Below are 21,719 nucleotides of genomic sequence, written 5' to 3' on the forward strand. Positions count from 1 at the left end.
TTCTGTACACTTTAAAGCTAAGAGTAAAATTGATTTGCGCAAACCGGATTTACAGTAATCCGTCATTGCGTCATAGCATTTTAAAGCTTCAACCTAATCCTGTTATCAACTAAGTTTGATCGTTAGCGGGTTTACTCTCACTTTCAACGACAAAATCACGTTGATAGGATTGATAGGTTTGAGTACCTTCACCTGTGTTTCCAATCCAACGAATTTTTAAATCATATTGATGAATGGTCATTATGAATCTCTTGTTCTGTTTTAAGTAAAAACCAAATCAGCTTTTCACTTGAGTAGCATCTGAATTGGATTGTGATTTATGCTACCTTATCTGCTATTCAAAAACAGGTAGTTCATCAGCAATGACCGTGCGTTTTTTTCATACTTCAGACTGGCATTTGGGGCAGTTTTTTTATCATCACTCCCGCCACTACGAACATGAACAATTTCTGGCATGGTTACTTGAACAAATCAAGGTCAAACAACCTCATGCCTTATTAATAGCGGGTGATATTTTTGACGTGATTAATCCAAGTTCACAGGCCCAAAAGCAGCTTTATCAATTTCTGGCAGATGCGCATAACCTTGCGCCGCATATGCAAACCTTAATGATTGCAGGAAATCACGATTCGGGTTATCGCATTGAACAGGTCGAGCCGTTATTAGAAAAATACAATGCCAAAGCGGTGGGTGTGATTCGCTGGAATCAAGACAAAACCTTGAATCTTGATCGTTTGATTTTACCGATTTACGATCAGGCACAACAGATTGTGGCGTGGTGCATTGCTCTTCCTTTTTTACGCTCGGCCGAAATTACGGGCGTGAACGAACAGACCAGTGACAGTCAAAATGCGATTGGTTATTTACACCAGCAACTGATTGCCGAGGCCAAACGCCGCAAAACCGATGATCAGGCCTTAATTTTGATGTCACATGCGCATATGCAGGGCGGTGAAACCTCAGATTCAGAACGTCCGATTATCATTGGCAACGAAGAAGCACTTTCTACAGCGCTCTTTGAAGACGCGATCGATTATGTCGCACTGGGGCATTTACATAAACCCCAGAAAGTGGGTCAGACCCATATTCGCTATAGCGGCTCGCCTATTCCCCTGTCATTTAGTGAAATCAACTATAAACACCAAGTAATGGATGTGACCATTCACCCAGCAATTTCAGACAATCATTTTCAATGTAATGCCTTGCTGGTGCCAAGAAGCGTGAAGCTGCATAAAATTACAGGTGAATTGCAAGATGTTTTAACAAGCTTGGCAGCACTCCCACATGGCGAAATCGAAGAGATTGATCAGCGCGAATACGTCGACATCGAATATTTCAGCCGCACACCACCTCAGCCGAATCTTCGTCAACAATTTGAACAGGCTTTGCCTGCAAACCGTTATCGATTGGTTCGGATTTCCAGACAATACGCCACAGATGGATCAAGCCATCGCTTAGAGCAACAGGTTCATCTCGAACCGCCAACGCCTGAAAAACTGTTCGAACAACTTTGGGACAAAAAAGGCTATAGCGCAGATGATGATGTTAAAAAAGACTTTATGAGCCTTGTTGCGCAGGCACAACAACAACTTGAAGAACTTAAAAAGAATTAAAGCCATCTCATGAAAATTTTATCCATCCGACTCAAAAATCTGGCCTCTTTGTCTGACGAGCATTTCATTGATTTTGAATCTGAGCCTTTGGCCAGTGCAGGGCTGATCGCGATTGTGGGTAAAACAGGCGCAGGTAAATCCACCATTTTAGATGCCATGTGTCTGGCTTTATTTAACAAAATTCCACGACTCAAAGAAAGCGATGGCAAGCTTACCGATGTCGATGGCTCCGAGCTCCTGACCAACTCCCCTTTGACCGTTTTACGCCGCGGCTGTGCGCACGGTTTTGCTGAACTCTGCTTTGTCGCGCAGGATCAAAAACATTATATGGCGCGCTGGGAAATTAAACGTGCCCGTGAGAATGCCACCGGCAAACTGCAAAATGTTCAACGCTCACTCAAGTGCCTCACCGATGGCGTGGTGGTTGCAGACAAAAGCAAAGCGGTAGAGTCACATATACAGCACATCACGCAGCTCAGTTTTGAGCAATTTACCCGTGCGGTATTACTGGCGCAATCTGAGGTGACGGCTTTTTTAAAAGCACGTGACAACGAACGGGGTGAGCTGCTTGAATACCTGACCAACTCGGCGATTTTTGCTAAAATTGGACAACTGGCATTTGAAAAAACCAGAGAAATCAGCAATCGGCGTAAAAGTTTAGAAAGTCATTTGGGCTATATCGAGATACGCTCAGATGAGGAAATAGCTGAGTTACAAGCGCAATTTGAATCGGTTCAGCAACAGGTGGTGCGGCTTGAAGAAGCAAAGACGCAATTCAGACAACAACAGCAATGGTTTGAGCAACGCGATAAACTTGATCAGGGTATCCGCTTAAAACAACAACATTACGATGTACAACTTAAAGCACAAGAAAGCCTTGAGAAAGATCGCCTGTTGCTGAGCCAGTTAGAAACATTTTCTGAGATACGTCCCATTGTATTTCAGCAGCAGCAGATCCAAAAAACACTACAACAACTCATTCCGCAAATTCAACTTCAGCACACCGAGTTCAATACCCTAAGCACACAATTCGAGCAAGAAAAAACGCGCTATAGCCAAGTCGAACAAAGCCTACATCAGTTTCAAGCCTTTGAACAAAAGTATCAAAAAGAGCTTGCCGATTTGCGCGGTCATTTGCAAAAACGCGAGCATATTAAAGAAGACTATAATAAAACCAGACATCGCTTAACCCAAATTACAAGCCAGCAACAGCCATTGCTTGAGCAACAGCAGCAATTAGAGCAAACCATTCACACGCTTGATGGACAACATACAGCAAGCATGGAACAATTAAAAAATAGTGCTCAGTACGCCCCACTAGACCAAGGCTTAAATGCGCACATGCAGCAGTTGAGCCAATTTATTACGCAGTACCAAAAAGTAGAACAGAGTTTAGGTTCCATTCGGGATGCACAAACGCAGCTTGAGCATGATGAGGCTGACTTAAATGCTTTAGTATTGCAGTTTGGTACTCCAGCACAAATTGATCTGCACATCGAGAGTAAACAACAACGCAAACAAGCACAGCAGGTTCATAGCAACCATTTACACAGTACACAGCAAAAAATTCAGCGTTATTTCGAATTAAACAATGAAATGACTAGCCTGAAACATAAATTTGAGACAATCAAACAGCACAATCAACAATTAGACGCATCGACCCACACATCCGAACAAGCCTATGTGTTGGCAAAGCAAGAGCGCGAAAAAATTCAGCAGATATTGCAACAGCAACGTTTACTCCATGCAGAAAATATTGAGCATTTACGCGCAGCGCTAAAACACGGTGAAGCTTGCGTAGTGTGTGGCAGTACCGAACATCCTTATCGTGAAGATCAAAGTCAGCTCTCCAAAGCGTTGTATGAACTCCAGCAACAACAAGAACAGCAAGCCGTTAAGCAGGAACAACAGTGTTTCGACCTTTGGCAAAAAACGCAGCAGCAGTACACGCAAAGTCAAACCCAGCTCAAGCAATTGCAAGACGATTTACAGCAACTGCAAGAAAAACAAAATGTGCATGAACAGCAATTACAGCAGCATTTGTTGGCGTGCAATATACAGCTCGACTTGCGCTTGGCTGAACAAGAGGCGAACGCTCAGCTTGATGCTTTAATGCAAAAGGCCTCTCAGGAGCAACAGCAGCTTGAGCATGAGTTACATCAACTCCAGCAAGCCAGTAAACAGCAACATCAGCTGAGTCAACGTATTCAGCACACCAGCCATCAGCTTGAGACAGTCGATCAGTTACAACAACACGTTCAGCATATTGTCGCGTGCTTAACTACCGAGGATAAATCGGCTTGGTACACGCATGGCGTGACATTTTCACAAACTATATTAAATGCACTACAACAACGGAGCCAGTTGCTCGAACAAACAGAACGCTTAGTTAAACACAAAGAGCAACAACATCAGCAGTTACTATTATTAAAATCCAATCTCGCCGGGCTCAATGCGCAGCACACAGAATGCACGCAGCAATTAAAAGACATTGAGACGATGGGTAAACAAAATACTGAAGCTGCCAACCAGCTCATCATCACCATGACAGCTTCGACAGACCTTAAAGCCAATGAATGGTTACTACAGCATGATCAGCAGCGCCAGCAATTGCAGCAGCAGTATCAACAGATTAAACAAAGCTTTGAACTCGCACGCGAACGTTTTGAACAGCATAAAAATGCGCTCGAGCAATTAAAGGCCAAGCAACAGCAACAACATGATTCACTGACACAATGCACCACTGAAATCAATGCATGGCTGGCACAGCAGCCTCTTTTTGAAGAAGATCAATTGCTAGCATTACTGGCGATATCATCTTCTCAAGAACAGCAGATTCGCCAAGCCATCCAACACGCAGATCGTGGCTTGAGCGAGGCTATTTCTGCACTCAACACACTACAACATCAGCTCGATGTACATCTTGAGGCAGCGCCTCAGATAGAGGCTGCGCAGTTATCTGAGCAGATTGCCACCAATCAAGTGGCTTTACAGCAATGTACAAATCAGCGTGACGATTTAAAAATAAAACTCGAGTTACATCAGCAAAATCTGATCAAGCAGCAGCAGTTTGCAGCACAAATTCAACTGATCCAGCAACAAGAGCATCGCTGGCACAAAATCTCAAGCCTGATTGGTGATGCCAAGGGTAAAGAATTTCGAGATCTGGCGCAGCAATATAATCTGGATATTCTGCTTGAATATGCCAATCAGCAACTGACTCAGCTTTCACAGCGCTATACGCTAAAACGGCTAGAAAACTCACTGAGTCTGGCCATTGTTGATCATGATATGGACGGTGAAATACGTGCTGTGGCCTCACTTTCTGGTGGTGAATCTTTTCTTACTGCGCTGGCCATTTCACTGGCAATTGCCAATATGGCCTCTGGATCGATGAAAATCGAATCTTTGTTCATCGATGAAGGCTTTGGCACGCTCGACGCATCTTCATTGCATATGGTGATGAACGCACTCGATCAGTTGCAAAGTCAGGGTCGTAAGGTGGTATTGATCTCTCATATTCAGGATATGCACGAACGAATTCCAGTCCAGATTCAGGTACAACCACTGGGTTCAGGTTCAAGTCGAATTCAGGTGGTGGGCTAAACACGCTTTACCTTTGTACAACGCATTTTGGGTGGAGCAACAATTGAAAAACTCATCAGAACTGATAGCTTTGATTTTCATTCAGATTCAAAACAAAAAATGATCTCTTCTGACAACAATAAAGATCAATTTTTTAGATGAAGAAGAATTAAATCTTATTTTTTCTTTGAGTTCTTTAATATGCCTAGCTTTAAAATTGACTGTCATCTCCATTACCGGGTGATTCAAGCGACCGAATTTATTTTTCAGTTTGAAGCAGCCAATCATCCATGGCAAACCTGTAAGCAGGAGTCATTTGAGTTTCAACCTCAGCTCGATTTCGAGCAATATGAGCGCGACGGCGGATTAAATCGCCTGATTCGGTTACATGCACCAGAAGGTGAACTGCGTGTTTCTTATCATGCCGACGTAGATACACATATCCCTGAGCGTAATACCGCACTACGCGAATGTGAAATTCATGAGTTGCCGTCTTATACGCTGTTTTATCTGGGTTCAAGCCGCTTTTGCGAATCAGATTTGATTGGCACCATGGTACAAAATACTTTTGGTGAATTGCCCAAAGGTTATGCACGAGTGCAAGCCATCTGTGACTGGATTTATGACAATATTGTGTATCAAGCTGGATCTTCCGACAGTACCACCACAGCGCGCGATATATTGGTCAATCGTGCAGGTGTATGTCGTGATTTTGCTCACTTAGGTATTGCGATTTGCCGTGCCTTAAATATTCCTGCGCGCTTTGTGGTGGGTTACATGCCGTTCTACAATGCAGATCCCGACTTCCATGCCATCTTTGAAGTGTATCTTGAAAATCAATGGGTATTATTCGATGCCACACGCATGGGGCCTATCGATCAGTTTGTTCGAATCGGCACTGGACTCGATGCCAAAGACGTTCCTTTTGCCACGGTATTTGGTGAAATCGAACTGTTATCGATTGAACCTGCTATCGAACGTGTTGAGTCTTAAATCATGTATTCAACGTTCAATTGAACAAATACATATAGAAATAAAATACGTTGGAGAACCTATGCTCTCCAACGTATTTTGTAAAAGCACACATCTAGGCCAATGCCAACACCACACCTGAAAAGGCCAGGCAATAGATTCCAAATAAATACCAGCGACCACGCTCCAGCCACGCCGAAAGCCACTTCAGTGCCAACAACCCCGTCAGAAAGCTAAAAACCATTCCAAACAAGCTCGGCAAAAATAAGCTACTTAAGGCCAGATGTGCTGTACCAGTGGTGGCCTGTTGGGCATGCAACAAGCGCAACAGCTCTTTGGCAATCACCGCTGGGGTTAAAACTACCGCCAGAGCAAAACTAAACTCTTCTGCTTTCTGACGGGAAATTCCCAAAAACAAACCTGTGGAAATGGTGGCACCTGAGCGAGAAAAACCACGAAAAGGCAGACACAACGCCTGTACCGCACCGATGATGATGGCACTTGGCAAACGCACATCACCTTGCTGACCACGATCCAAACGAGAAGATAAAATAATCAATACACCTGCCGCAGCAAGTGCAGCAGCCATTAATTTGGCGTTGCTGAATAAATGCTCTATTTCAAAGCTACTCGCCCCACCAAAAAATACGTGTTTAATCAGTGATTGCAACAAAAGTCCCAACACACCCGTCATGGCAGTCGCCAGTAACACATACCAAGCGCGCTGCTTAAATGACGCCCAATCAGAAAAGTAGGTTTTTTTCCATGAGTGCCAAAAATACACAATGACCGCAAACATGGTGCCTGTGTGGAGCATCACCAGCAAAAAAGTCATATTTGGCGCCGAAGGGTCGAAACCCATCAGCTTTTCTGCCAAGATCACATGGGCAGAGCTAGAAACTGGCAATAACTCCGCCAGCCCCTGTATCACCGCTAAAATAAAAACATGCAAAAGATCCATGAAATGTCTCGTGAAAACCAGTGTTAGTGGTATACGAGCCAACCATTAAATCTGAATTAAAAAATCTCAATGATCACAAATATTTCATATATCAAGTTTGCAGATTTATACACCGTGACCATAGTCACGTGCACCAAATAAAGCCGTACCAATGCGTACAATGGTCGAGCCTGCTGCAATGGCAGCATCCAAATCTGCCGACATGCCCATGCTCAAGGTGTCCCACTGTTCAGGATGTGCATGCTGGGCTTTGACAGCATCAAAAAGCGTTTTGGCTGCCTCAAAAGCCTCTGCATGCTCTGGTGCAGGAATGACCATAATTCCGCGTAACTTCAGCTTGGGTAAGCGGCTAATAGTTTGCACCAGTTCCGCGACATCCTCAGGTGGGCAGCCATCTTTTGTTTGCTGATGATCAATATTGACCTGAAGACAGATATTTAAATCAGCCGCATGCTCGGCGCGCTGCGATGACAGGCGCTCGGCAATAATCAAACGATCGACCCCGTGCACCCAATCAAAATGTTCCGCAAGCGATTTGGTTTTATTGCGCTGAACATGGCCAATAAAATGCCACTCGATATTTAAGTCTTTGAGTGCCTGAATTTTATCGAGCGCCTCTTGTAAATAGTTTTCACCAAAACAACGCTGACCAAGCTCGTACATATCGCGTATCGCCGAACTTGGATGTGTTTTTGATACTGCCAGTAATTCGACCGTTGCCGGATCACGCTGTACTCGCGCACAAGCCGACTGGATTTGATCGATAACGTGATTTCGCGCATCTTTAAACGGATTCATTGACAGGGTTCTCATTTCAAACATATTTTTTACTTAACCTCGGCCTTGAATGTTGTTAAGCTTTGGGAAAAGCACTTAATATTCTACAAAATAATGAAAGATTTTAACGATTTTTTGGGGGAAATATGGATATAACCGAACTGCTGGCATTTTCAGTCCAAAACAGAGCATCTGATTTACATTTGTCTGCAGGTTTGGCACCCATGATTCGCGTCGATGGTGAAGTTCGACGCATTAACCTCCCCGCACTTGAACATTCCGAAGTATACCGGCTGGTTTACGACATTATGAATGACAAACAGCGCCGCGATTACGAAGAAAAGCTCGAAACCGACTTTTCCTTTGAGGTGCCAAATCTGGCCCGTTTTCGTGTCAATGTGTTTAATCAGAACCGTGGTGCAGGTGCCGTTTTTCGAACCATTCCCTCACAGGTATTGACGCTTGAAGAACTCGGACTCGGAAAAATTTTCAGAGACATCTGTGACTATCCGCGCGGCTTGGTGTTAGTGACCGGCCCAACAGGCTCGGGGAAGTCGACCACTCTTGCCGCCATGCTCGATTATATTAATCATCATCGCTATGATCATATTTTAACGGTTGAAGATCCAATCGAGTTTGTACACGAACCCAAAAAATGCCTGATCAACCAGCGCGAAGTGCACCGCGACACACTTGGTTTTAATGAGGCACTTCGCTCAGCACTGCGTGAAGATCCTGATATCATTCTGGTGGGGGAAATGCGTGATCTGGAAACCATACGTTTGGCATTGACTGCCGCAGAAACCGGACATTTGGTGTTTGGTACGCTACACACGACCTCGGCAGCCAAAACCATTGATCGAATTATCGATGTATTTCCCGCAGAGGAAAAAGATATGGTGCGTACCATGCTGTCCGAATCCCTTCAGGCGGTTATTTCACAAACCTTGTTAAAAAAAGAAGGTGGCGGCCGTGTAGCAGCGCATGAAATTATGATTGGTATTCCGGCCATTCGTAATTTGATCCGTGAAGGAAAAGTCGCGCAAATGTATTCTTCGATTCAAACGGGTGCAAGCCATGGCATGACCACGCTCGATCAAAGTCTTAAACAACTGGTCGCCAAAGGCATCATTAACTTACCAACAGCACGCGCTGTGGCAAAATCACCAGAATCCTTATAAAACAACAACACAAAGCCATCAGGAAGCACCGTATGGACTTTAATGATTTACTCAATCTAATGGCAACCCACAAAGCCTCCGATATGTTCATTACGGCTGGTGTTGAGCCATCATTAAAAATTAATGGCAAAATTACCCCAGTTTCCAAAACCAAATTAGACGGTGACATGATCGCGCAGTTGATTGATTCGATCACCACGCAAAAGCAACGCGATGAGTACATGGCAACCCATGAATGTAATTTCGCCATTTTAAACCGCGAACGTACTGAGCGCTTTCGTGTAAGTGCCTTTCAGCAGCGTGATTTACCCGGCATGGTTATCCGCCGCATCGAAACCAAAATTCCGACGCTAGATCAACTACAGCTACCACCGATTCTCAAGGACTTGGCCTTGACTAAACGCGGTATTATTTTGTTTTCTGGTGCAACAGGAACAGGAAAATCCACTTCGCTTGCGTCGATGATTCATCACCGTAATCTACACTCAAGCGGTCATATTATTACCATTGAAGATCCGATTGAATTTATACATGCACATGCTGGCTGTATTGTTACGCAGCGCGAAGTCGGTATTGATACCGATTCCTACGAAGTGGCTTTAAAAAATACGTTACGCCAAGCACCAGACGTTATTTTGATTGGTGAAATTCGCACACGTGAAGTCATGGATTATGCACTGGCATTTGCCGAAACCGGGCATTTAGTCTTTGCAACTTTACATGCCAACAACGCCAATCAGACCTTAGAGCGTATCATTCACTTTTTCGAGCAAGATCGGCGTGAGCAGGTGCTGATGGACTTATCACTTAACTTAAAAGCCGTCATCTCTCAGCAACTGATTGCTACGCCTGATGGTCAAAGTCGCCGTGCTGCCGTTGAAGTGATGATCAATTCACCTTTGATGTCGGATTACATTCGCCAAGGTGAGATTTATAAAATTAAGGAACTGATGGCACGCTCTGGTGAACTGGGAATGCAGACCTTTGATCAGGCCTTGTTTGAATTACACGAACACGGACAAATCAGTTATGCCGATGCACTAAAACATGCCGACTCACCCAACAATCTGCGTTTGCAGATCAAACTTTCTCAAGAAGCCAATACCGCAATTGATCAAAAAGAGAAAATGCTTGAAGTCGATCAAAAAATCACCTTTGACGGTCAACGTCATGATCTAAAATGAAAAAAAGGGCATTATCTGCCCTTTTTTATTGTTGGATTTATGTGAAATCCTTACTTTTTACGCAGTGCGTCTTTGCAATCTGGGTTGTTGCAATAACCGTATAGATTCAATGAGTGGCCTGTCAAAGTAAAATTGTGCTTTTCAGCAACGGAGTGTTGCTCTTGCTCAATAATATCATTTGTAAATTCAACAACTTTGTTACAATTTAAGCAAACAAGGTGATCGTGGTGATCTTCCTGCATGATTTCAAAAACAGAGTGATTGTTTTCAAAATGATGGCGCTGAATAATTCCTGCTGCTTCAAACTGTGTTAAAACTCGGTAAACCGTTGCCAGACCAACATCTTCACCTTGTTCAAGCAAAGTTTTATAAATATCTTCTGCACTCAAATGGTGTTGTTTTGAATTTTCTAGTAATTCCAAAATCTTAATTCGAGGAAGGGTGACTTTCAGTCCAGCTTTTCGTAAATCTTGATTGGAAATCGGCATAAAAAAGGGTCTCTCAACAAATCTCAAGTTGGAATAGGCAATCGTGATGAGATGCAGTATGATCTATCCTTGGATCAAATGCATCATAATTTATCGGGATAGTGTAGCAAAATGCAAAAACTTATGTTGGCGTTATTCGTCACTTCACTGCTTGCTGGTTGTTCAACGCTCGGCGTCTATAAGGTTGATATTCCTCAAGGAACCCCTTTAACCAAAGCTCAAGCATCAAAAGTTCAGGTGGGCATGAATTACCAACAGGTAAAGTTTTTACTCGGTAGCCCAACAATTACAGATCCATTAAATCCATATCGCTGGGATTACGTGTACAACTATATTCCGGGAACTTACGCCAAAAAAGCAAAAATTCCGGCAGCGCGCGGTCAGCATCTAAAAATCTACTTTGACCAGTCTGGTATCGTCACCAATATTGAAGGTATCGATACCTTACCAGAGTCTCAACCGGGCTTACCAGGTTCAAAAGAAGCCATACTGACTGCGCCACCACTATAAAGGCTTCCTCAAAAAAAGAAACCCCTCATTTGAGGGGTTTTTTATATACTGGCGATCACTTAAAGCGATTACCCTTTTGAAAACGACCAACCGGATTTTTTTCTGCACGTTTGCGTCGAATGTCCTTTGGATTAATGGTTAAAGCTCGATACACTTCTACCCGATCGCCTGCTTTAAGCGGCTGTTCAAGCGCACATCGAATACCAAAAATACCCACTTGTAATGGCATTTCTAGCTGTGTGGTAAGCAAGAGTCCACTTTTTTCAATGGCCTCTATCGCTGTCATTCCGGCTTCAAAAGCAACAGCAAGATGAAACTGTTGATCTGGTGCGGCATAAGCCACCCAAACCTGCTGAAGATTACTCATGTAAACAGTTGTCCAAGTACCGAAATCATCGCCAGTACAATGCCTAAAGGTAAGACAATACGGACAGCAATCCGCCAAAGATTATAAAATAGCTCACTACTAAAATTCATCGATTTACGCAAGTGACTGATTTTCATAATCCATCCCGCAAAAATCGCGTAGATCAAACACAACAGTAGCCCCCAAAGCATGGTCAGAATATAAAATTCTGCCTGAATGGCAGGAATTGCCCAGATCACAACAGCCACAACTGGAACTGCCCACTGTAATGCCAGCGCAGCCTGACGCTCAATTAACTGTTCACGAGCAAGTTGTAGGAGCAGTGCCGATGCCATCAATGCAGCAACCACCCAAGTCAGTACAGGAACCGTTTGCTGAATTGACACAAAGCCAAATGCAATCACCGCCACCAGTTGTGCCAACCAGATCGGCAGTACAGAAGCGCTGGCTGATGTCTGTTGATCGACCTGTTTTACTGTTGTTTGCCAGTATAGGCCCATACCTAAACCACTCGCCACAAGAGCCAGAACAGTGGCATTGCCCCACTCTTTAAATTCAAGTGATGTCCAGTGCCATGGCTGAAGCTGAGCAGCATCATAAACCTGACCAAGCGCGATAGACGCAATCAACGCAATTGCAGTGATGAGCAGCAAAATCTGGCGTGATACAAAGGATAAGCCAAATGCCAGCACCGCAAGTACAATCAACAATAGATTAGGTGCAACACCTAAAGTGAATTGTTGCGGTAACAGCATGCTGGCATGAGAAAGAATTCCGCCAGCCAAAAATGCAATGAATACCACAGCCAACCAGCCCACCAAACGCCATTTAGAAGACGCATCGGCATCCCGCGTTAGGCGTGAAAGTGCGTTCAGCGCTGTGGTTTTTGAACGGCGCGCCAGTGCAATTTCCAAATAACACACAGGCAACGCCAAAATCACCATGCTACCGAGCCATAACAACCAAAAATCAAGCTGACGATCAATTTGAATACCGACTGCCGGCGCGAGGGTAACAATAATCACCAAGCTCAAACAAAACGCCATAAGTGGCGAAAGCCATCGTGATAAAGGAGAATCCTGCATCATGCATACCTTGAATAAAGTCTGCCGATATTTTGCCTTTGTCCGACCTGAAAATCAAAGTTTCTATTCAAAAACAGAACGTTTTCGACCCAAAATGATTGATCTCAATTTTGCAACGCCTTTCTATTGAATACCGGGTTTAATACTGGTCGGCACGGGTAATGCGTTTAAGTTCAGGGTTGAGTGCCTCTCGCTCTAAACGCTCTACTCGGGTTAAAGCTTGCTTAATCGGGCGTCCATCTTGAAACACAATCATCTCACCTGGTTGATAAGGCATCCAGACCTCATTTTGAGTCAGTGGCTCGGTGGTAATCACCGCCACGCGATCTTTGGCAGTGGTCACCTGACTAAAATCCACTTCGACATCTAGATCGATCAATCGAGCGGCTTTAAAGGGATGCTCACGGACTAACCAGTGTAACTTCGTTGTGGCATAGCTGTACAAAGCCTGACCATTAGATAAGCAGTAATTGAATGTTCCATGTTCGGCTATTCGAGGCGCAATCTGCTCAAGCGCGGTAAAAATCTGATGAATACTGGGCTCGGTATAACCAAAACGTTCTACCAACTGATCCAGCAAGTAACAAAAAGCACGTTCACTATCGGTATTGCCAACCGGAACAAAACGACCAGTCAGGCGCGGATTAAAATGATGCAAATCGCCATTATGGGCAAAAATCCACTGTCGCCCCCACAGCTCACGCATAAATGGATGCGAATTTTCAAGAGTAATCTTACCCTGAGTGGCTTTGCGGATATGCGAAATCACATTGCGTGATTTAATTGGAAAATTACGCACCAACTCTGCAATCGGAGATTCTACCGCAGACTGATTATCGACAAACAAACGGCAGGCTTTGTCTTCAAAAAAAGCAATCCCGAACCCATCGGAATGATCGGAAGTAATGCCCGCCCGTTGTGAAAATCCTTTAAACGAAAAGGTAATATCGGTAGGCGTTGCACAATTCATTCCAAGTAGCTGGCACATAACGGTAAAGGCAAGAATGATCTAGATGTAAAGTCTATTGTGCATGAGAGCACAATGCCTTGCAAATCTCAATTTTGATACATCTTATGCACTTTTTCTGCTAAGGACGGCGCTGAACGCGTTTATTCATGACAAAAGACTTGGCAATTTGGTTCACCTCAAGTAATACAAAATAATCCAAACATTGAAAGGCTTCATCATAAAATGCCTGTTTAGATAATCGAGCTTGCATGCTTAAGTACATCTGAAACAGTTTGGGAATACGCTCATCTTGGGTAAAGCTATAAGCTGGATGCTGCGGCTCATAAGGGTGTTTAGAGGCAATATCTAAGCTTTGCGCAGACGTAAGCTGCTGTATTTTCCGATGCGTATGATAGACACGGGCAGCATTGTTATCTAGATGAATACTGACACAACCCATGAGGTATTTGGCTTTCATGGACCACAAAATTTTAGGCACCAGATTCAACCACAAAATAGACAGTGCTTTACCAGAACGAAATTGCGGATGCACACAGGTTCGACCAATTTCGACCACACTGGGTACATGCGATAGATGCCCCACCACATCAAACTCTTGAGCACTATAACTCTGTGCCAGTTCATGCCCCAAAAAGTGTTTCAAACGTGTATATGCCACGATCTCGCCAGACCATTTTTCGCGTAATACTGCATGCTCACAGCCAAAATCATAGACATCCTGATCTAAACCTGAGTCAAAATGAATGCCAAACTGTGGGCCAAACTGTTCAGCGCGAAAGCGTTGTACTTCCTCTAATTCTTTTAAGGTTTCAACCCACTCAAACTTATATTGAGTGGTTGAGGATTTTTGACGTAGCAATGGAAAATTTAAGTGGTGTCGATAATGATTCAATTTGTCTAGCATAAGCTCACCCCGTGTTTTTCTTTGCTTACACTAAAACACCCGCATGACAACTATATGACCAATATCTATACCCATAAAAAAGACCAGTCATGACTGGTCTTTTTCTAGATTCGAAAAATTAATGCTCTGCTTTAGGCGCAACTCGGTTGGTAATCAATGTGCCTACACCATGATCGGTAAAAATTTCCAATAAAGTCGCATGCGGTACACGACCATCGACAATATGCGCACTAACCACGCCACCTTTAACTGCATCTAAGGCACAGCCCACTTTCGGAATCATGCCGCCATAAATCACGCCAGTTTCGATCAGACGATCGACTTCTTTGGTCGATAGCCCAGTCAAAAGATTTTTGTTTTCGTCCAGTACACCCGAGATATTGGTGAGCAGAATCAGTTTTTCTGCGCCCAGTGCTTCAGCCACTTTGCCTGCAACCAAATCGGCATTGATGTTATAGGTGTTACCACTTTCATCGACACCTAAAGGGGCTATCACAGGAATAAAATCGCCTTGAGTAAACATTTCAAGGACATCGGTTTTCACGCCGACCACCTCGCCCACCATACCTAAATCGATATGTTTGATCTCGCCTTGCTCATCTTGTTTTTCCATCAACAATTTGCGTGCACGAATCAGGTTACCGTCTTTTCCGGTTAAGCCAATGGCACGTCCACCATGTTGATTGATCAGGTTTACAATCGATTTATTGACGCTTCCACCCAGCACCATTTCTACAATTTCCATGGTGGCCTGATCGGTCACTCGCATACCATCAATTCGATCGGACACTTGACCCAAACGGTTGAGTAAAGAGTCGACTTGAGGCCCACCACCATGCACCACAATCGGATTTAAACCGACAGTTTTTAACAAAACGATATCACGCGCAAACGAGCTTTCCAGCTCAGGATCGGTCATGGCATTACCGCCATATTTGACCACAAGTGTTTTTCCTGAAAAGCGCTGAATATACGGCAATGCTTCTGTCAAAATTTTTGCTTTATCGATGCCGGTGTGCTGATGTGGCATTCGCCTCTCCTTAATTAGGCCTGTGAAAGATCATGTGCAAGTTTAGGGTATTTTTTTTGCAACATGGTCACGAATATCTGTTTAATCTCTGCCAATCGTTGTGGTGTTTCTGCATCAAAACGCGCAGTGAAGTACTCTCCGGTATTCGATGCACGTAAAATGCCAAATCCATCGTGAAAATCGAGACGTATCCCATCGGTACGACTCAGTAGCGCCTGAAAGGTCTGCCCTTGTGCTTCAATATCCTGCAATACATGCACAGGATTTGCTTCATAAGTATTGATGTACAGATCTTCTGTGCTACAACGCTCAGGATAGGCCGCCAATAAGCTCGATAATGACTGTGTCGGATGTACCGCCATATATTCAAGTAAACGTAATGCCGCGTATGGGCCATCATCGAAGCCATAGCCTCGGCCATCATTAAATACATAATGACCTGCGTATTCACCCCCAAAAATCGCCCGTCCAGCCGATTTTGCCAAATATTGACGCAAGAAAGTGCTACCAGTTCGAATCATGGTGGGCTGCCCGCCACAGGCCAAAATGGTATTGCGGACCATGGTCGAGCATTTCACATCAAAAACCACTTCATGCGCTGGCTGTGCAGCCAGACACAGTTGACTAAATAGTGAAATTAAACGATCTGCACTGATAATCGTGGCATGCTCATCGACCACGACCAAACGATCACCATCGCCATCAAGTGCAATACCCAAATCGGACTGCTCTGCCAAGACGTACTGACGAAGTGTCTCCAGATGTAGCGCCTGTGAAGGATCTGGCGCATGATCTGGAAAATGACCATTGGGCTCACAGCGAATTGCGATAACCTCACATCCCAAATGCTCCAGTAAGCGACGCGTTCCTTCGCCTGCCGAACCATGTAAGCCGTCTAATACAATTTTAAAGCGATGATTCAGCTGAATATCTTGAACGAGTGCATCTTCATAACGGTCGAAATAGGCATTTTCTTGATGTACTACAGTCGATTGGAGATGTAAGTAAGGACTTAAATCAACACGAATTTGAGAGGCATACCATCCCACTTGCTGAATGATCTCGGGACTTGGTGGCTGATTTCCCATCACCCATTTAATGCCATTGTCTGTCTTAGGATTATGACTGGCCGTAATCATGATGCCATTGCCATCATGTGATCGTGCAGTAAAGTACATGAGGGGTGTTGAACAGCAACCAATATTGGTTACACAAAGTCCGTGTTCACCCAAGACTGCTTGAACCAGCGCAGCATAATAAGGACCAGTCAAACGGGCATCATAGCCGAGCACAAGCTTTGTATGACCCGCAGCGAGGTATTGCTGTGCCAGTCCGTGTGCAATGGCCACGATGCGCTCCGGTGTCAGCACATTGAGCTTTCCCCGAATATCATAGGCACGAAAAATCTGAAACGGAAAAGTCTGCTTTATATCCATAAGTCTGTTCTTCTTATGCCTATGTTAGCAAAACGGGAAAAATTGAAAAAAATTTAGGTACAATGACAAAATAAAGACGCCAAAATAAAAAATCAGATCGATAACCCGATATTATTAATATAATTTTTTGTAACATTCAATTATAAATAAATAAATGCCTGTTTACACAGGCATTTATTAGAAAAATTACTGCTTTCCAGTGTGTCCAAAACCGCCTGCACCGCGGTCTGTTGCGACAAAATCTTCGACCTGTTCAAACTCGGCCTGCACCACAGGAACCAGCACGTATTGTGCTAGACGCTCACCTGGCTCTAAACGAAATGTGGTTTGACCACGATTCCATACCGAAATCATCAGCTCGCCCTGATAGTCTGAATCGATCAAGCCCACCAAGTTTCCAAGCACAATCCCGTGTTTGTGTCCCAAACCTGAACGCGGCAAAATCATGCCTGCGAATTGGGTATCTTGAATGTAAATCGCCATACCGGTTTTCACCAGTACCGTTTGCCCAGGTTCAATCTCTATGGCATCATCTAAACAAGCACGCAAATCCAGTCCAGCAGATCCTGCTGTTGCATACGTTGGCAATGGCCATTCTTTTCCTACACGAGGATCCAGTAATTTGACTTGGACTTTCATCATTATTCCTAAGTTGTTGCATTAACGTTTTAATAAAGCTTTTAAATTGGCCAGATATTGCTGTGCCTGCTCTTTCGGATCGACATTAGCCGCAAGTTTTTTCTTACGGCCGAGCCATTCAAGTTCATCTTGCGGCAATTCATCCAAAAAGCGGCTCGGTGTCATTTGTTTCATCTGACCGCCATTTTTACGCTGTTCGGCCAAGGTCAGGGTAAGGCCTTGTCGTGCACGGGTAATTCCCACATACATCAAACGGCGTTCTTCTTCGATGGTATCGGCAGCAATCGAGTTTTTATGCGGCAGTAGTTCTTCTTCCAGCCCCATAATGTACACAAATGGAAACTCAAGACCTTTGGCAGCGTGTAGGGTCAGCAAGTTGACCTTGTCGGTATCTTCCTCTTCTTGCTGCTGTTCGAGCAGATCGAGCAGCACCAATTTTCGGATCACACTTTCAATGTTTTTATCATCTACATCGTCGGTACGATTCAGTAGATTTTGGATACTGTTATAAAGACTTTCGATGTTGTCGAGCTTGCTTTTTTCTTGCGCAGGCGTTGCCGCTTGCTCACGAATATAGTCGATATAGCCTGCCTCATTCATCATCTGGCGGACTTTAGGCACAGGTTCATCGTCATCGAGTAATTCTCGCGTAAAGGTCTGCACAAAGTCTGCAAATTCATGCAACTGTGTCATGGCCTTTTTCGGTAGCACCATGCTTAAGCGCTGATCCGATGACGCGCCCAAAAGGGACAAGTGATTTTCCTGCGCAAACAGTCCGAGTTTTTCAAGGGTGACTGGTCCGATCGCACGCTTAGGCGTATTGATAATACGTAAAAAAGCACTGTCATCTTCTGGGTTAATAATCAAACGCAGATAGCTCATGACATCTTTAATTTCAGCGCGGGCAAAGAACGATTGTCCACCCGAAAGCTTATAGGGAATCTGCATCTGGCGTAACTGGGTTTCCAAAATACGCGCCTGAAAGTTACCGCGATACAAAACCGCATAATCTTTCCAGTTTTTTCCGTTCATGAGCTTATGCGTCATCAGGTCTTTCACCACACGCTCGGCCTCATCGTCATCATTACGGCAGGTAATAATCCGGATGACCTCTCCATGACCTTTATCGCTCCACAGTTTTTTATCAAAAATATGTGGATTATGTTCAATCACGGCGTTGGCCGCTTTTAAGATCCGGCTGGTTGAACGGTAGTTTTGTTCAAGCTTAATCACTTTAAGATTCGGAAAATCTTCTTTGAGTAAGGCCATGTTTTCCGGCTTGGCACCCCGCCATGCATAAATCGACTGGTCATCATCACCAACCGCAGTAAACTGCCCCATTACTCCCACTAGAAGCTTGACCAGAATATACTGGGCGGTGTTGGTATCTTGGTATTCATCGACCAGCAAATAACGGGTCCGGTTTTGCCATTTGTCACGTACTTCGGCATTTTCTTGCAATAGACGTGTTGGCAATACAATCAAATCATCAAAATCTACTGCGTTGTAGGCACGCAGATTTCGCTCATACAACTGGTATAAGTGCGCAAACTGAACATCTTCTGGCGTTTCACAGGTACTGTGTGCCTGCTCTGGCACAATCAGATCATTTTTCCAGTCAGAAATCTTTTTCATGGCCTTGGCAATGAGTTCTTTGCTTTCGGCGCCCGATAAATTATCACGATGCATTAAATCCATCAGAATTCGTTTGCAATCGTCGGCATCTAAAATTGAAAAGTTATTTTTTAGCGGCGTATGCTTCAGCTCAATGCGTAATAAATTCAAACCAAAGGTATGGAATGTCGAAACAGATAGACCTTTGGCTTCTTCACGTGACAATAACTGCGTCACACGCTCTTTCATTTCACGCGCCGCCTTGTTGGTAAAGGTCATCGCTGTAATACGATGTGCAGGAATGCGACACTGTTTAACCAGATAGGCGATTTTTTGCGTAATCACCGATGTTTTGCCCGAACCCGCTCCTGCAAGCACTAACAACGGTCCTTGAGTATATTTCATGGCTTCTTGTTGTTTGTCATTTAAATGACTGGCTGCAGACATATGTATTCCCCTGATGATTCCGAGCGTGATTATAGACATCTATTGCGCCAATGCCCATCGTAATGAAACGGATTTTAACCATAAAAAAACCACCCGAAGGTGGTTTTTACATATCCGTGCGACGATTATTGACGCTCGTAAATGCTAATTTCAACACGGCGGTTCTGCTCACGCCCTTGTGCAGTTGCGTTTGACGCGATTGGGTTAGATGAACCATAACCTTGTGCATTGATACGTGCAGAAGATACACCCTGACCGCTCAAGTAATTAGCAACAGACTGTGCACGCGCTTGTGACAATGGAATGTTGATCGAATCGTTACCAGTATTATCGGTATAACCTGTAACCAAAATCGCACTACGGTTGTCTTCAGACAAAGTTTGCGCAACCTTGTTCAAAGTTGAGTAGAAGTTCGGTTTGATGTTCGACTTGTTGGTGTCAAATGTAATGTTGCCTGGCATTACCAAGCCGACAGAACCATCTGGGTTACGGTTAACTTCTACACCAGTACCCGCCATTTGTTGACGTAATTTTTTCTCTTTTTGGTCGAGGTACAAGCCACTTGCACCACCAAGAATCGCACCAATTGCAGCAGCACGGTTATTTTGACGGCTAGAGTTTGCATTGGATTTAGAAATACCATAACCTGCCGCAGCACCGATGAGTGTACCTAGGGCAGCTTTATCGTATTCTACGCCACCAAGATTGTTTCCAGTTGTTTGGCAACCTGCAAGTGCTACCGCCGCCCCAACTACAGTTGTAATAACTAGTGCACGCATTGCATGCCTCCTCGTTTGTCTTGTTGTCTGTGAAAATGATGAAATAAAAAAGCCACTTAGACCATTGATATTTTGTTAAGAATATCGCTTTTATTTACATTTTGTAATATTTAATACCCAATTAATTGTGCAGTTCATCACATTTTATTCATTCTTTATCGGGATGCCTTTTTTATTTTTAGCACTCGGTCTATATTGATCACACCCTCATACCCTTAGAAATTGGATCGTCAGGACTTTTCATATGTCTACGCAAGCAAACAAGCAATCGGCGCTAAAAAAAATTACACGCGGGCTGACTGTAGGCAGTGTCATTACAGGAAGTACGTTTTTACATGGCCCACCCGTACTGGCGCTGGGCCTCACCAAACTGTTCAAAAAATCGCGGGCGGTGGATCAAACCAATATCCAGATCACCAACAGCTGGTTAAATGTTAATAACTGGTTGATCGACCATGTTTTGCCACATTTAGAATGGGATATCACTATCGATGAAGCCCTCGACTTAAGCATGCAAGGTCGTTATCTCATGACCTGTAATCATCAAAGCTGGGTCGATACCACGGTCAATCAGTACTTTGGACTGACACGTATGCCGTTGACGCGTTTTTTTACCAAATGGGAGCTTATTTTTATTCCCTTTGTGGGACAAGCCTTCAAGATTTTAGGCTTCCCAATGATGAAACGTCATACCAAAGATCAAATCCAGAAAAATCCCGAGCTCAAAACTCGTGATCTTGAAGAAGCACGTCAAGCCTGCGAACAGTTGCTAAGCCAGCCGTTTACCTTATTGAACTATTTAGAGGGCACTCGCTTCACCCCAGAAAAACATGATCAGCAAGGCTCACCTTATCAGCATTTACTCAAACCTAAAGCGGGTGGACTGGCCTTGGCGCTGAATATTCTGGGCGATAAAATCGATGCTTTGGTCGACATGACCATTGTGTACCCAGACGGTATACCCGGCTACGGCGATTTCTGGCTAGGTGATGTATCCAAAATTGCGGTGAATTTACGCAAAATTGAACTGCCAGACTGGGTATTGGGTGGAGATTACGAAGATGACGAAGTCTACCGTAAACGTTTTCAAGACTGGGTAGATCAGCTCTGGACTGAAAAGGATCAGTTGATCACCGAAATGAAAGCCAAATACTCCAACAGCTCTACTTAAGATGTA

The 21,719-nt window shown here is 44.1% G+C and carries 20 protein-coding genes; 7 read left to right on the forward strand and 13 right to left on the reverse strand.

Annotated features, from left to right (window positions below; translation table 11 throughout):
• Nucleotides 1-109 precede the first annotated feature (109 nt).
• Nucleotides 110-241: a hypothetical protein gene (locus Aso01_RS14500; RefSeq protein ID WP_004935499.1), complete on the reverse strand. Its 132-nt coding sequence runs from the start codon at nt 239-241 to the stop codon at nt 110-112.
• Nucleotides 242-362: 121 nt separating this feature from the next.
• Here Aso01_RS14500 and Aso01_RS14505 point away from each other — a divergent pair, with 121 nt between their 5' ends.
• The 3 genes from Aso01_RS14505 to Aso01_RS14515 all read left to right on the forward strand — a co-directional run bounded on the left by Aso01_RS14505 (nt 363) and on the right by Aso01_RS14515 (nt 6,191).
• Nucleotides 363-1,613, forward strand: coding sequence for an exonuclease SbcCD subunit D (locus tag Aso01_RS14505; protein WP_004935496.1), 1,251 nt, complete (start codon nt 363-365; stop codon nt 1,611-1,613).
• A 9-nt stretch (nt 1,614-1,622) separates the two neighbouring features.
• Nucleotides 1,623-5,219 carry an AAA family ATPase gene (locus tag Aso01_RS14510; protein ID WP_004935491.1) on the forward strand — a complete coding sequence of 1,199 codons (3,597 nt, stop codon included), beginning with the start codon at nt 1,623-1,625 and terminating at the stop codon, nt 5,217-5,219.
• A gap of 180 nt (nt 5,220-5,399) precedes the next feature.
• Complete coding sequence (locus Aso01_RS14515; protein ID WP_004935488.1) at nt 5,400-6,191, forward strand: transglutaminase-like domain-containing protein; 792 nt, start codon at nt 5,400-5,402, stop codon at nt 6,189-6,191.
• A gap of 94 nt (nt 6,192-6,285) precedes the next feature.
• Here the strand turns inward: Aso01_RS14515 and Aso01_RS14520 are convergent, their stop codons facing one another.
• Both Aso01_RS14520 and Aso01_RS14525 read right to left on the reverse strand, forming a co-directional pair.
• A complete protein-coding gene (locus tag Aso01_RS14520; protein ID WP_004935485.1) occupies nt 6,286-7,131 on the reverse strand; it encodes an undecaprenyl-diphosphate phosphatase in 846 nt (281 codons plus the stop codon).
• Nucleotides 7,132-7,236: 105 nt separating this feature from the next.
• The gene (locus tag Aso01_RS14525) at nt 7,237-7,929 is read right to left on the reverse strand and encodes a YggS family pyridoxal phosphate-dependent enzyme (protein WP_004935480.1); all 693 of its coding nucleotides are present in this window, start codon (nt 7,927-7,929) and stop codon (nt 7,237-7,239) included.
• A 125-nt stretch (nt 7,930-8,054) separates the two neighbouring features.
• On the opposite strand from Aso01_RS14525, the gene Aso01_RS14530 reads away from it, so the two are divergent.
• On the forward strand, nt 8,055-9,089 hold the full coding sequence (locus Aso01_RS14530) for a type IV pilus twitching motility protein PilT (RefSeq protein WP_004935479.1): 1,035 nt from the start codon (nt 8,055-8,057) through the stop codon (nt 9,087-9,089).
• 32 nt (nt 9,090-9,121) lie between these two features.
• On the forward strand, nt 9,122-10,273 hold the full coding sequence (locus Aso01_RS14535) for a PilT/PilU family type 4a pilus ATPase (RefSeq protein ID WP_004935476.1): 1,152 nt from the start codon (nt 9,122-9,124) through the stop codon (nt 10,271-10,273).
• Nucleotides 10,274-10,323: 50 nt separating this feature from the next.
• Here the strand turns inward: Aso01_RS14535 and fur are convergent, their stop codons facing one another.
• Nucleotides 10,324-10,761: a ferric iron uptake transcriptional regulator gene (gene fur, locus Aso01_RS14540; RefSeq protein ID WP_004935475.1), complete on the reverse strand. Its 438-nt coding sequence runs from the start codon at nt 10,759-10,761 to the stop codon at nt 10,324-10,326.
• 111 nt (nt 10,762-10,872) lie between these two features.
• Here fur and Aso01_RS14545 point away from each other — a divergent pair, with 111 nt between their 5' ends.
• Nucleotides 10,873-11,271: an outer membrane protein assembly factor BamE gene (locus Aso01_RS14545; RefSeq protein WP_004935473.1), complete on the forward strand. Its 399-nt coding sequence runs from the start codon at nt 10,873-10,875 to the stop codon at nt 11,269-11,271.
• A gap of 55 nt (nt 11,272-11,326) precedes the next feature.
• Here the strand turns inward: Aso01_RS14545 and Aso01_RS14550 are convergent, their stop codons facing one another.
• The 9 genes from Aso01_RS14550 to Aso01_RS14590 all read right to left on the reverse strand — a co-directional run bounded on the left by Aso01_RS14550 (nt 11,327) and on the right by Aso01_RS14590 (nt 20,542).
• A complete protein-coding gene (locus Aso01_RS14550; protein ID WP_004935469.1) occupies nt 11,327-11,638 on the reverse strand; it encodes an RnfH family protein in 312 nt (103 codons plus the stop codon).
• Nucleotides 11,635-12,723 carry a hypothetical protein gene (locus Aso01_RS14555; RefSeq protein ID WP_171063728.1) on the reverse strand — a complete coding sequence of 363 codons (1,089 nt, stop codon included), beginning with the start codon at nt 12,721-12,723 and terminating at the stop codon, nt 11,635-11,637. The genes Aso01_RS14550 and Aso01_RS14555 overlap by 4 nt, the downstream gene beginning before the upstream one ends.
• A gap of 139 nt (nt 12,724-12,862) precedes the next feature.
• Nucleotides 12,863-13,711, reverse strand: coding sequence for a class II glutamine amidotransferase (locus Aso01_RS14560; protein WP_004935463.1), 849 nt, complete (start codon nt 13,709-13,711; stop codon nt 12,863-12,865).
• A gap of 100 nt (nt 13,712-13,811) precedes the next feature.
• Nucleotides 13,812-14,597 (reverse strand): GNAT family N-acetyltransferase, encoded by a 786-nt coding sequence (locus tag Aso01_RS14565; protein WP_004935460.1) that lies wholly within the window; start codon nt 14,595-14,597, stop codon nt 13,812-13,814.
• Nucleotides 14,598-14,715: 118 nt separating this feature from the next.
• The gene (gene argB / locus Aso01_RS14570) at nt 14,716-15,627 is read right to left on the reverse strand and encodes an acetylglutamate kinase (RefSeq protein WP_004935457.1); all 912 of its coding nucleotides are present in this window, start codon (nt 15,625-15,627) and stop codon (nt 14,716-14,718) included.
• A gap of 14 nt (nt 15,628-15,641) precedes the next feature.
• Nucleotides 15,642-17,063 carry a phosphomannomutase/phosphoglucomutase gene (locus Aso01_RS14575; protein ID WP_004935454.1) on the reverse strand — a complete coding sequence of 474 codons (1,422 nt, stop codon included), beginning with the start codon at nt 17,061-17,063 and terminating at the stop codon, nt 15,642-15,644.
• Between the two features lie 186 nt (nt 17,064-17,249).
• The gene (gene dut, locus Aso01_RS14580; RefSeq protein WP_004935452.1) at nt 17,250-17,702 is read right to left on the reverse strand and encodes a dUTP diphosphatase; all 453 of its coding nucleotides are present in this window, start codon (nt 17,700-17,702) and stop codon (nt 17,250-17,252) included.
• A 21-nt stretch (nt 17,703-17,723) separates the two neighbouring features.
• Nucleotides 17,724-19,763, reverse strand: coding sequence for a UvrD-helicase domain-containing protein (locus Aso01_RS14585; RefSeq protein WP_004935448.1), 2,040 nt, complete (start codon nt 19,761-19,763; stop codon nt 17,724-17,726).
• A 125-nt stretch (nt 19,764-19,888) separates the two neighbouring features.
• On the reverse strand, nt 19,889-20,542 hold the full coding sequence (locus Aso01_RS14590; RefSeq protein WP_004935445.1) for a YiaD family glycine zipper/OmpA-like lipoprotein: 654 nt from the start codon (nt 20,540-20,542) through the stop codon (nt 19,889-19,891).
• 244 nt (nt 20,543-20,786) lie between these two features.
• Between Aso01_RS14590 and yihG the strand changes: the two genes are divergently transcribed.
• Nucleotides 20,787-21,713: a 1-acylglycerol-3-phosphate O-acyltransferase, YihG family gene (yihG, locus tag Aso01_RS14595; RefSeq protein ID WP_004935442.1), complete on the forward strand. Its 927-nt coding sequence runs from the start codon at nt 20,787-20,789 to the stop codon at nt 21,711-21,713.
• Nucleotides 21,714-21,719 lie beyond the last annotated feature (6 nt).

This window comes from Acinetobacter soli (assembly GCF_000760595.1).
GTDB classification, from domain to species: domain Bacteria; phylum Pseudomonadota; class Gammaproteobacteria; order Pseudomonadales; family Moraxellaceae; genus Acinetobacter; species Acinetobacter soli.

What these genes read in the sequence shown, in the direction of transcription:
- Aso01_RS14525 (WP_004935480.1), bottom strand. Translation starts at nt 7,929, where the DNA reads ATGAATCCGTTTAAAGATGCGCGAAATCACGTTATCGATCAAATCCAG.
- Aso01_RS14585 (WP_004935448.1), bottom strand. Translation starts at nt 19,763, where the DNA reads ATGTCTGCAGCCAGTCATTTAAATGACAAACAACAAGAAGCCATGAAA.
- Aso01_RS14560 (WP_004935463.1), bottom strand. Translation starts at nt 13,711, where the DNA reads ATGTGCCAGCTACTTGGAATGAATTGTGCAACGCCTACCGATATTACC.
- argB (WP_004935457.1), bottom strand. Translation starts at nt 15,627, where the DNA reads ATGCCACATCAGCACACCGGCATCGATAAAGCAAAAATTTTGACAGAA.
- Aso01_RS14550 (WP_004935469.1), bottom strand. Translation starts at nt 11,638, where the DNA reads ATGAGTAATCTTCAGCAGGTTTGGGTGGCTTATGCCGCACCAGATCAA.
- Aso01_RS14565 (WP_004935460.1), bottom strand. Translation starts at nt 14,597, where the DNA reads ATGCTAGACAAATTGAATCATTATCGACACCACTTAAATTTTCCATTG.
- Aso01_RS14575 (WP_004935454.1), bottom strand. Translation starts at nt 17,063, where the DNA reads ATGGATATAAAGCAGACTTTTCCGTTTCAGATTTTTCGTGCCTATGAT.
- fur (WP_004935475.1), bottom strand. Translation starts at nt 10,761, where the DNA reads ATGCCGATTTCCAATCAAGATTTACGAAAAGCTGGACTGAAAGTCACC.
- Aso01_RS14535 (WP_004935476.1), top strand. Translation starts at nt 9,122, where the DNA reads ATGGACTTTAATGATTTACTCAATCTAATGGCAACCCACAAAGCCTCC.
- Aso01_RS14530 (WP_004935479.1), top strand. Translation starts at nt 8,055, where the DNA reads ATGGATATAACCGAACTGCTGGCATTTTCAGTCCAAAACAGAGCATCT.
- Aso01_RS14500 (WP_004935499.1), bottom strand. Translation starts at nt 241, where the DNA reads ATGACCATTCATCAATATGATTTAAAAATTCGTTGGATTGGAAACACA.
- Aso01_RS14545 (WP_004935473.1), top strand. Translation starts at nt 10,873, where the DNA reads ATGCAAAAACTTATGTTGGCGTTATTCGTCACTTCACTGCTTGCTGGT.
- Aso01_RS14590 (WP_004935445.1), bottom strand. Translation starts at nt 20,542, where the DNA reads ATGCGTGCACTAGTTATTACAACTGTAGTTGGGGCGGCGGTAGCACTT.
- Aso01_RS14520 (WP_004935485.1), bottom strand. Translation starts at nt 7,131, where the DNA reads ATGGATCTTTTGCATGTTTTTATTTTAGCGGTGATACAGGGGCTGGCG.
- Aso01_RS14505 (WP_004935496.1), top strand. Translation starts at nt 363, where the DNA reads ATGACCGTGCGTTTTTTTCATACTTCAGACTGGCATTTGGGGCAGTTT.
- Aso01_RS14510 (WP_004935491.1), top strand. Translation starts at nt 1,623, where the DNA reads ATGAAAATTTTATCCATCCGACTCAAAAATCTGGCCTCTTTGTCTGAC.
- Aso01_RS14555 (WP_171063728.1), bottom strand. Translation starts at nt 12,723, where the DNA reads ATGCAGGATTCTCCTTTATCACGATGGCTTTCGCCACTTATGGCGTTT.
- dut (WP_004935452.1), bottom strand. Translation starts at nt 17,702, where the DNA reads ATGAAAGTCCAAGTCAAATTACTGGATCCTCGTGTAGGAAAAGAATGG.
- yihG (WP_004935442.1), top strand. Translation starts at nt 20,787, where the DNA reads ATGTCTACGCAAGCAAACAAGCAATCGGCGCTAAAAAAAATTACACGC.
- Aso01_RS14515 (WP_004935488.1), top strand. Translation starts at nt 5,400, where the DNA reads ATGCCTAGCTTTAAAATTGACTGTCATCTCCATTACCGGGTGATTCAA.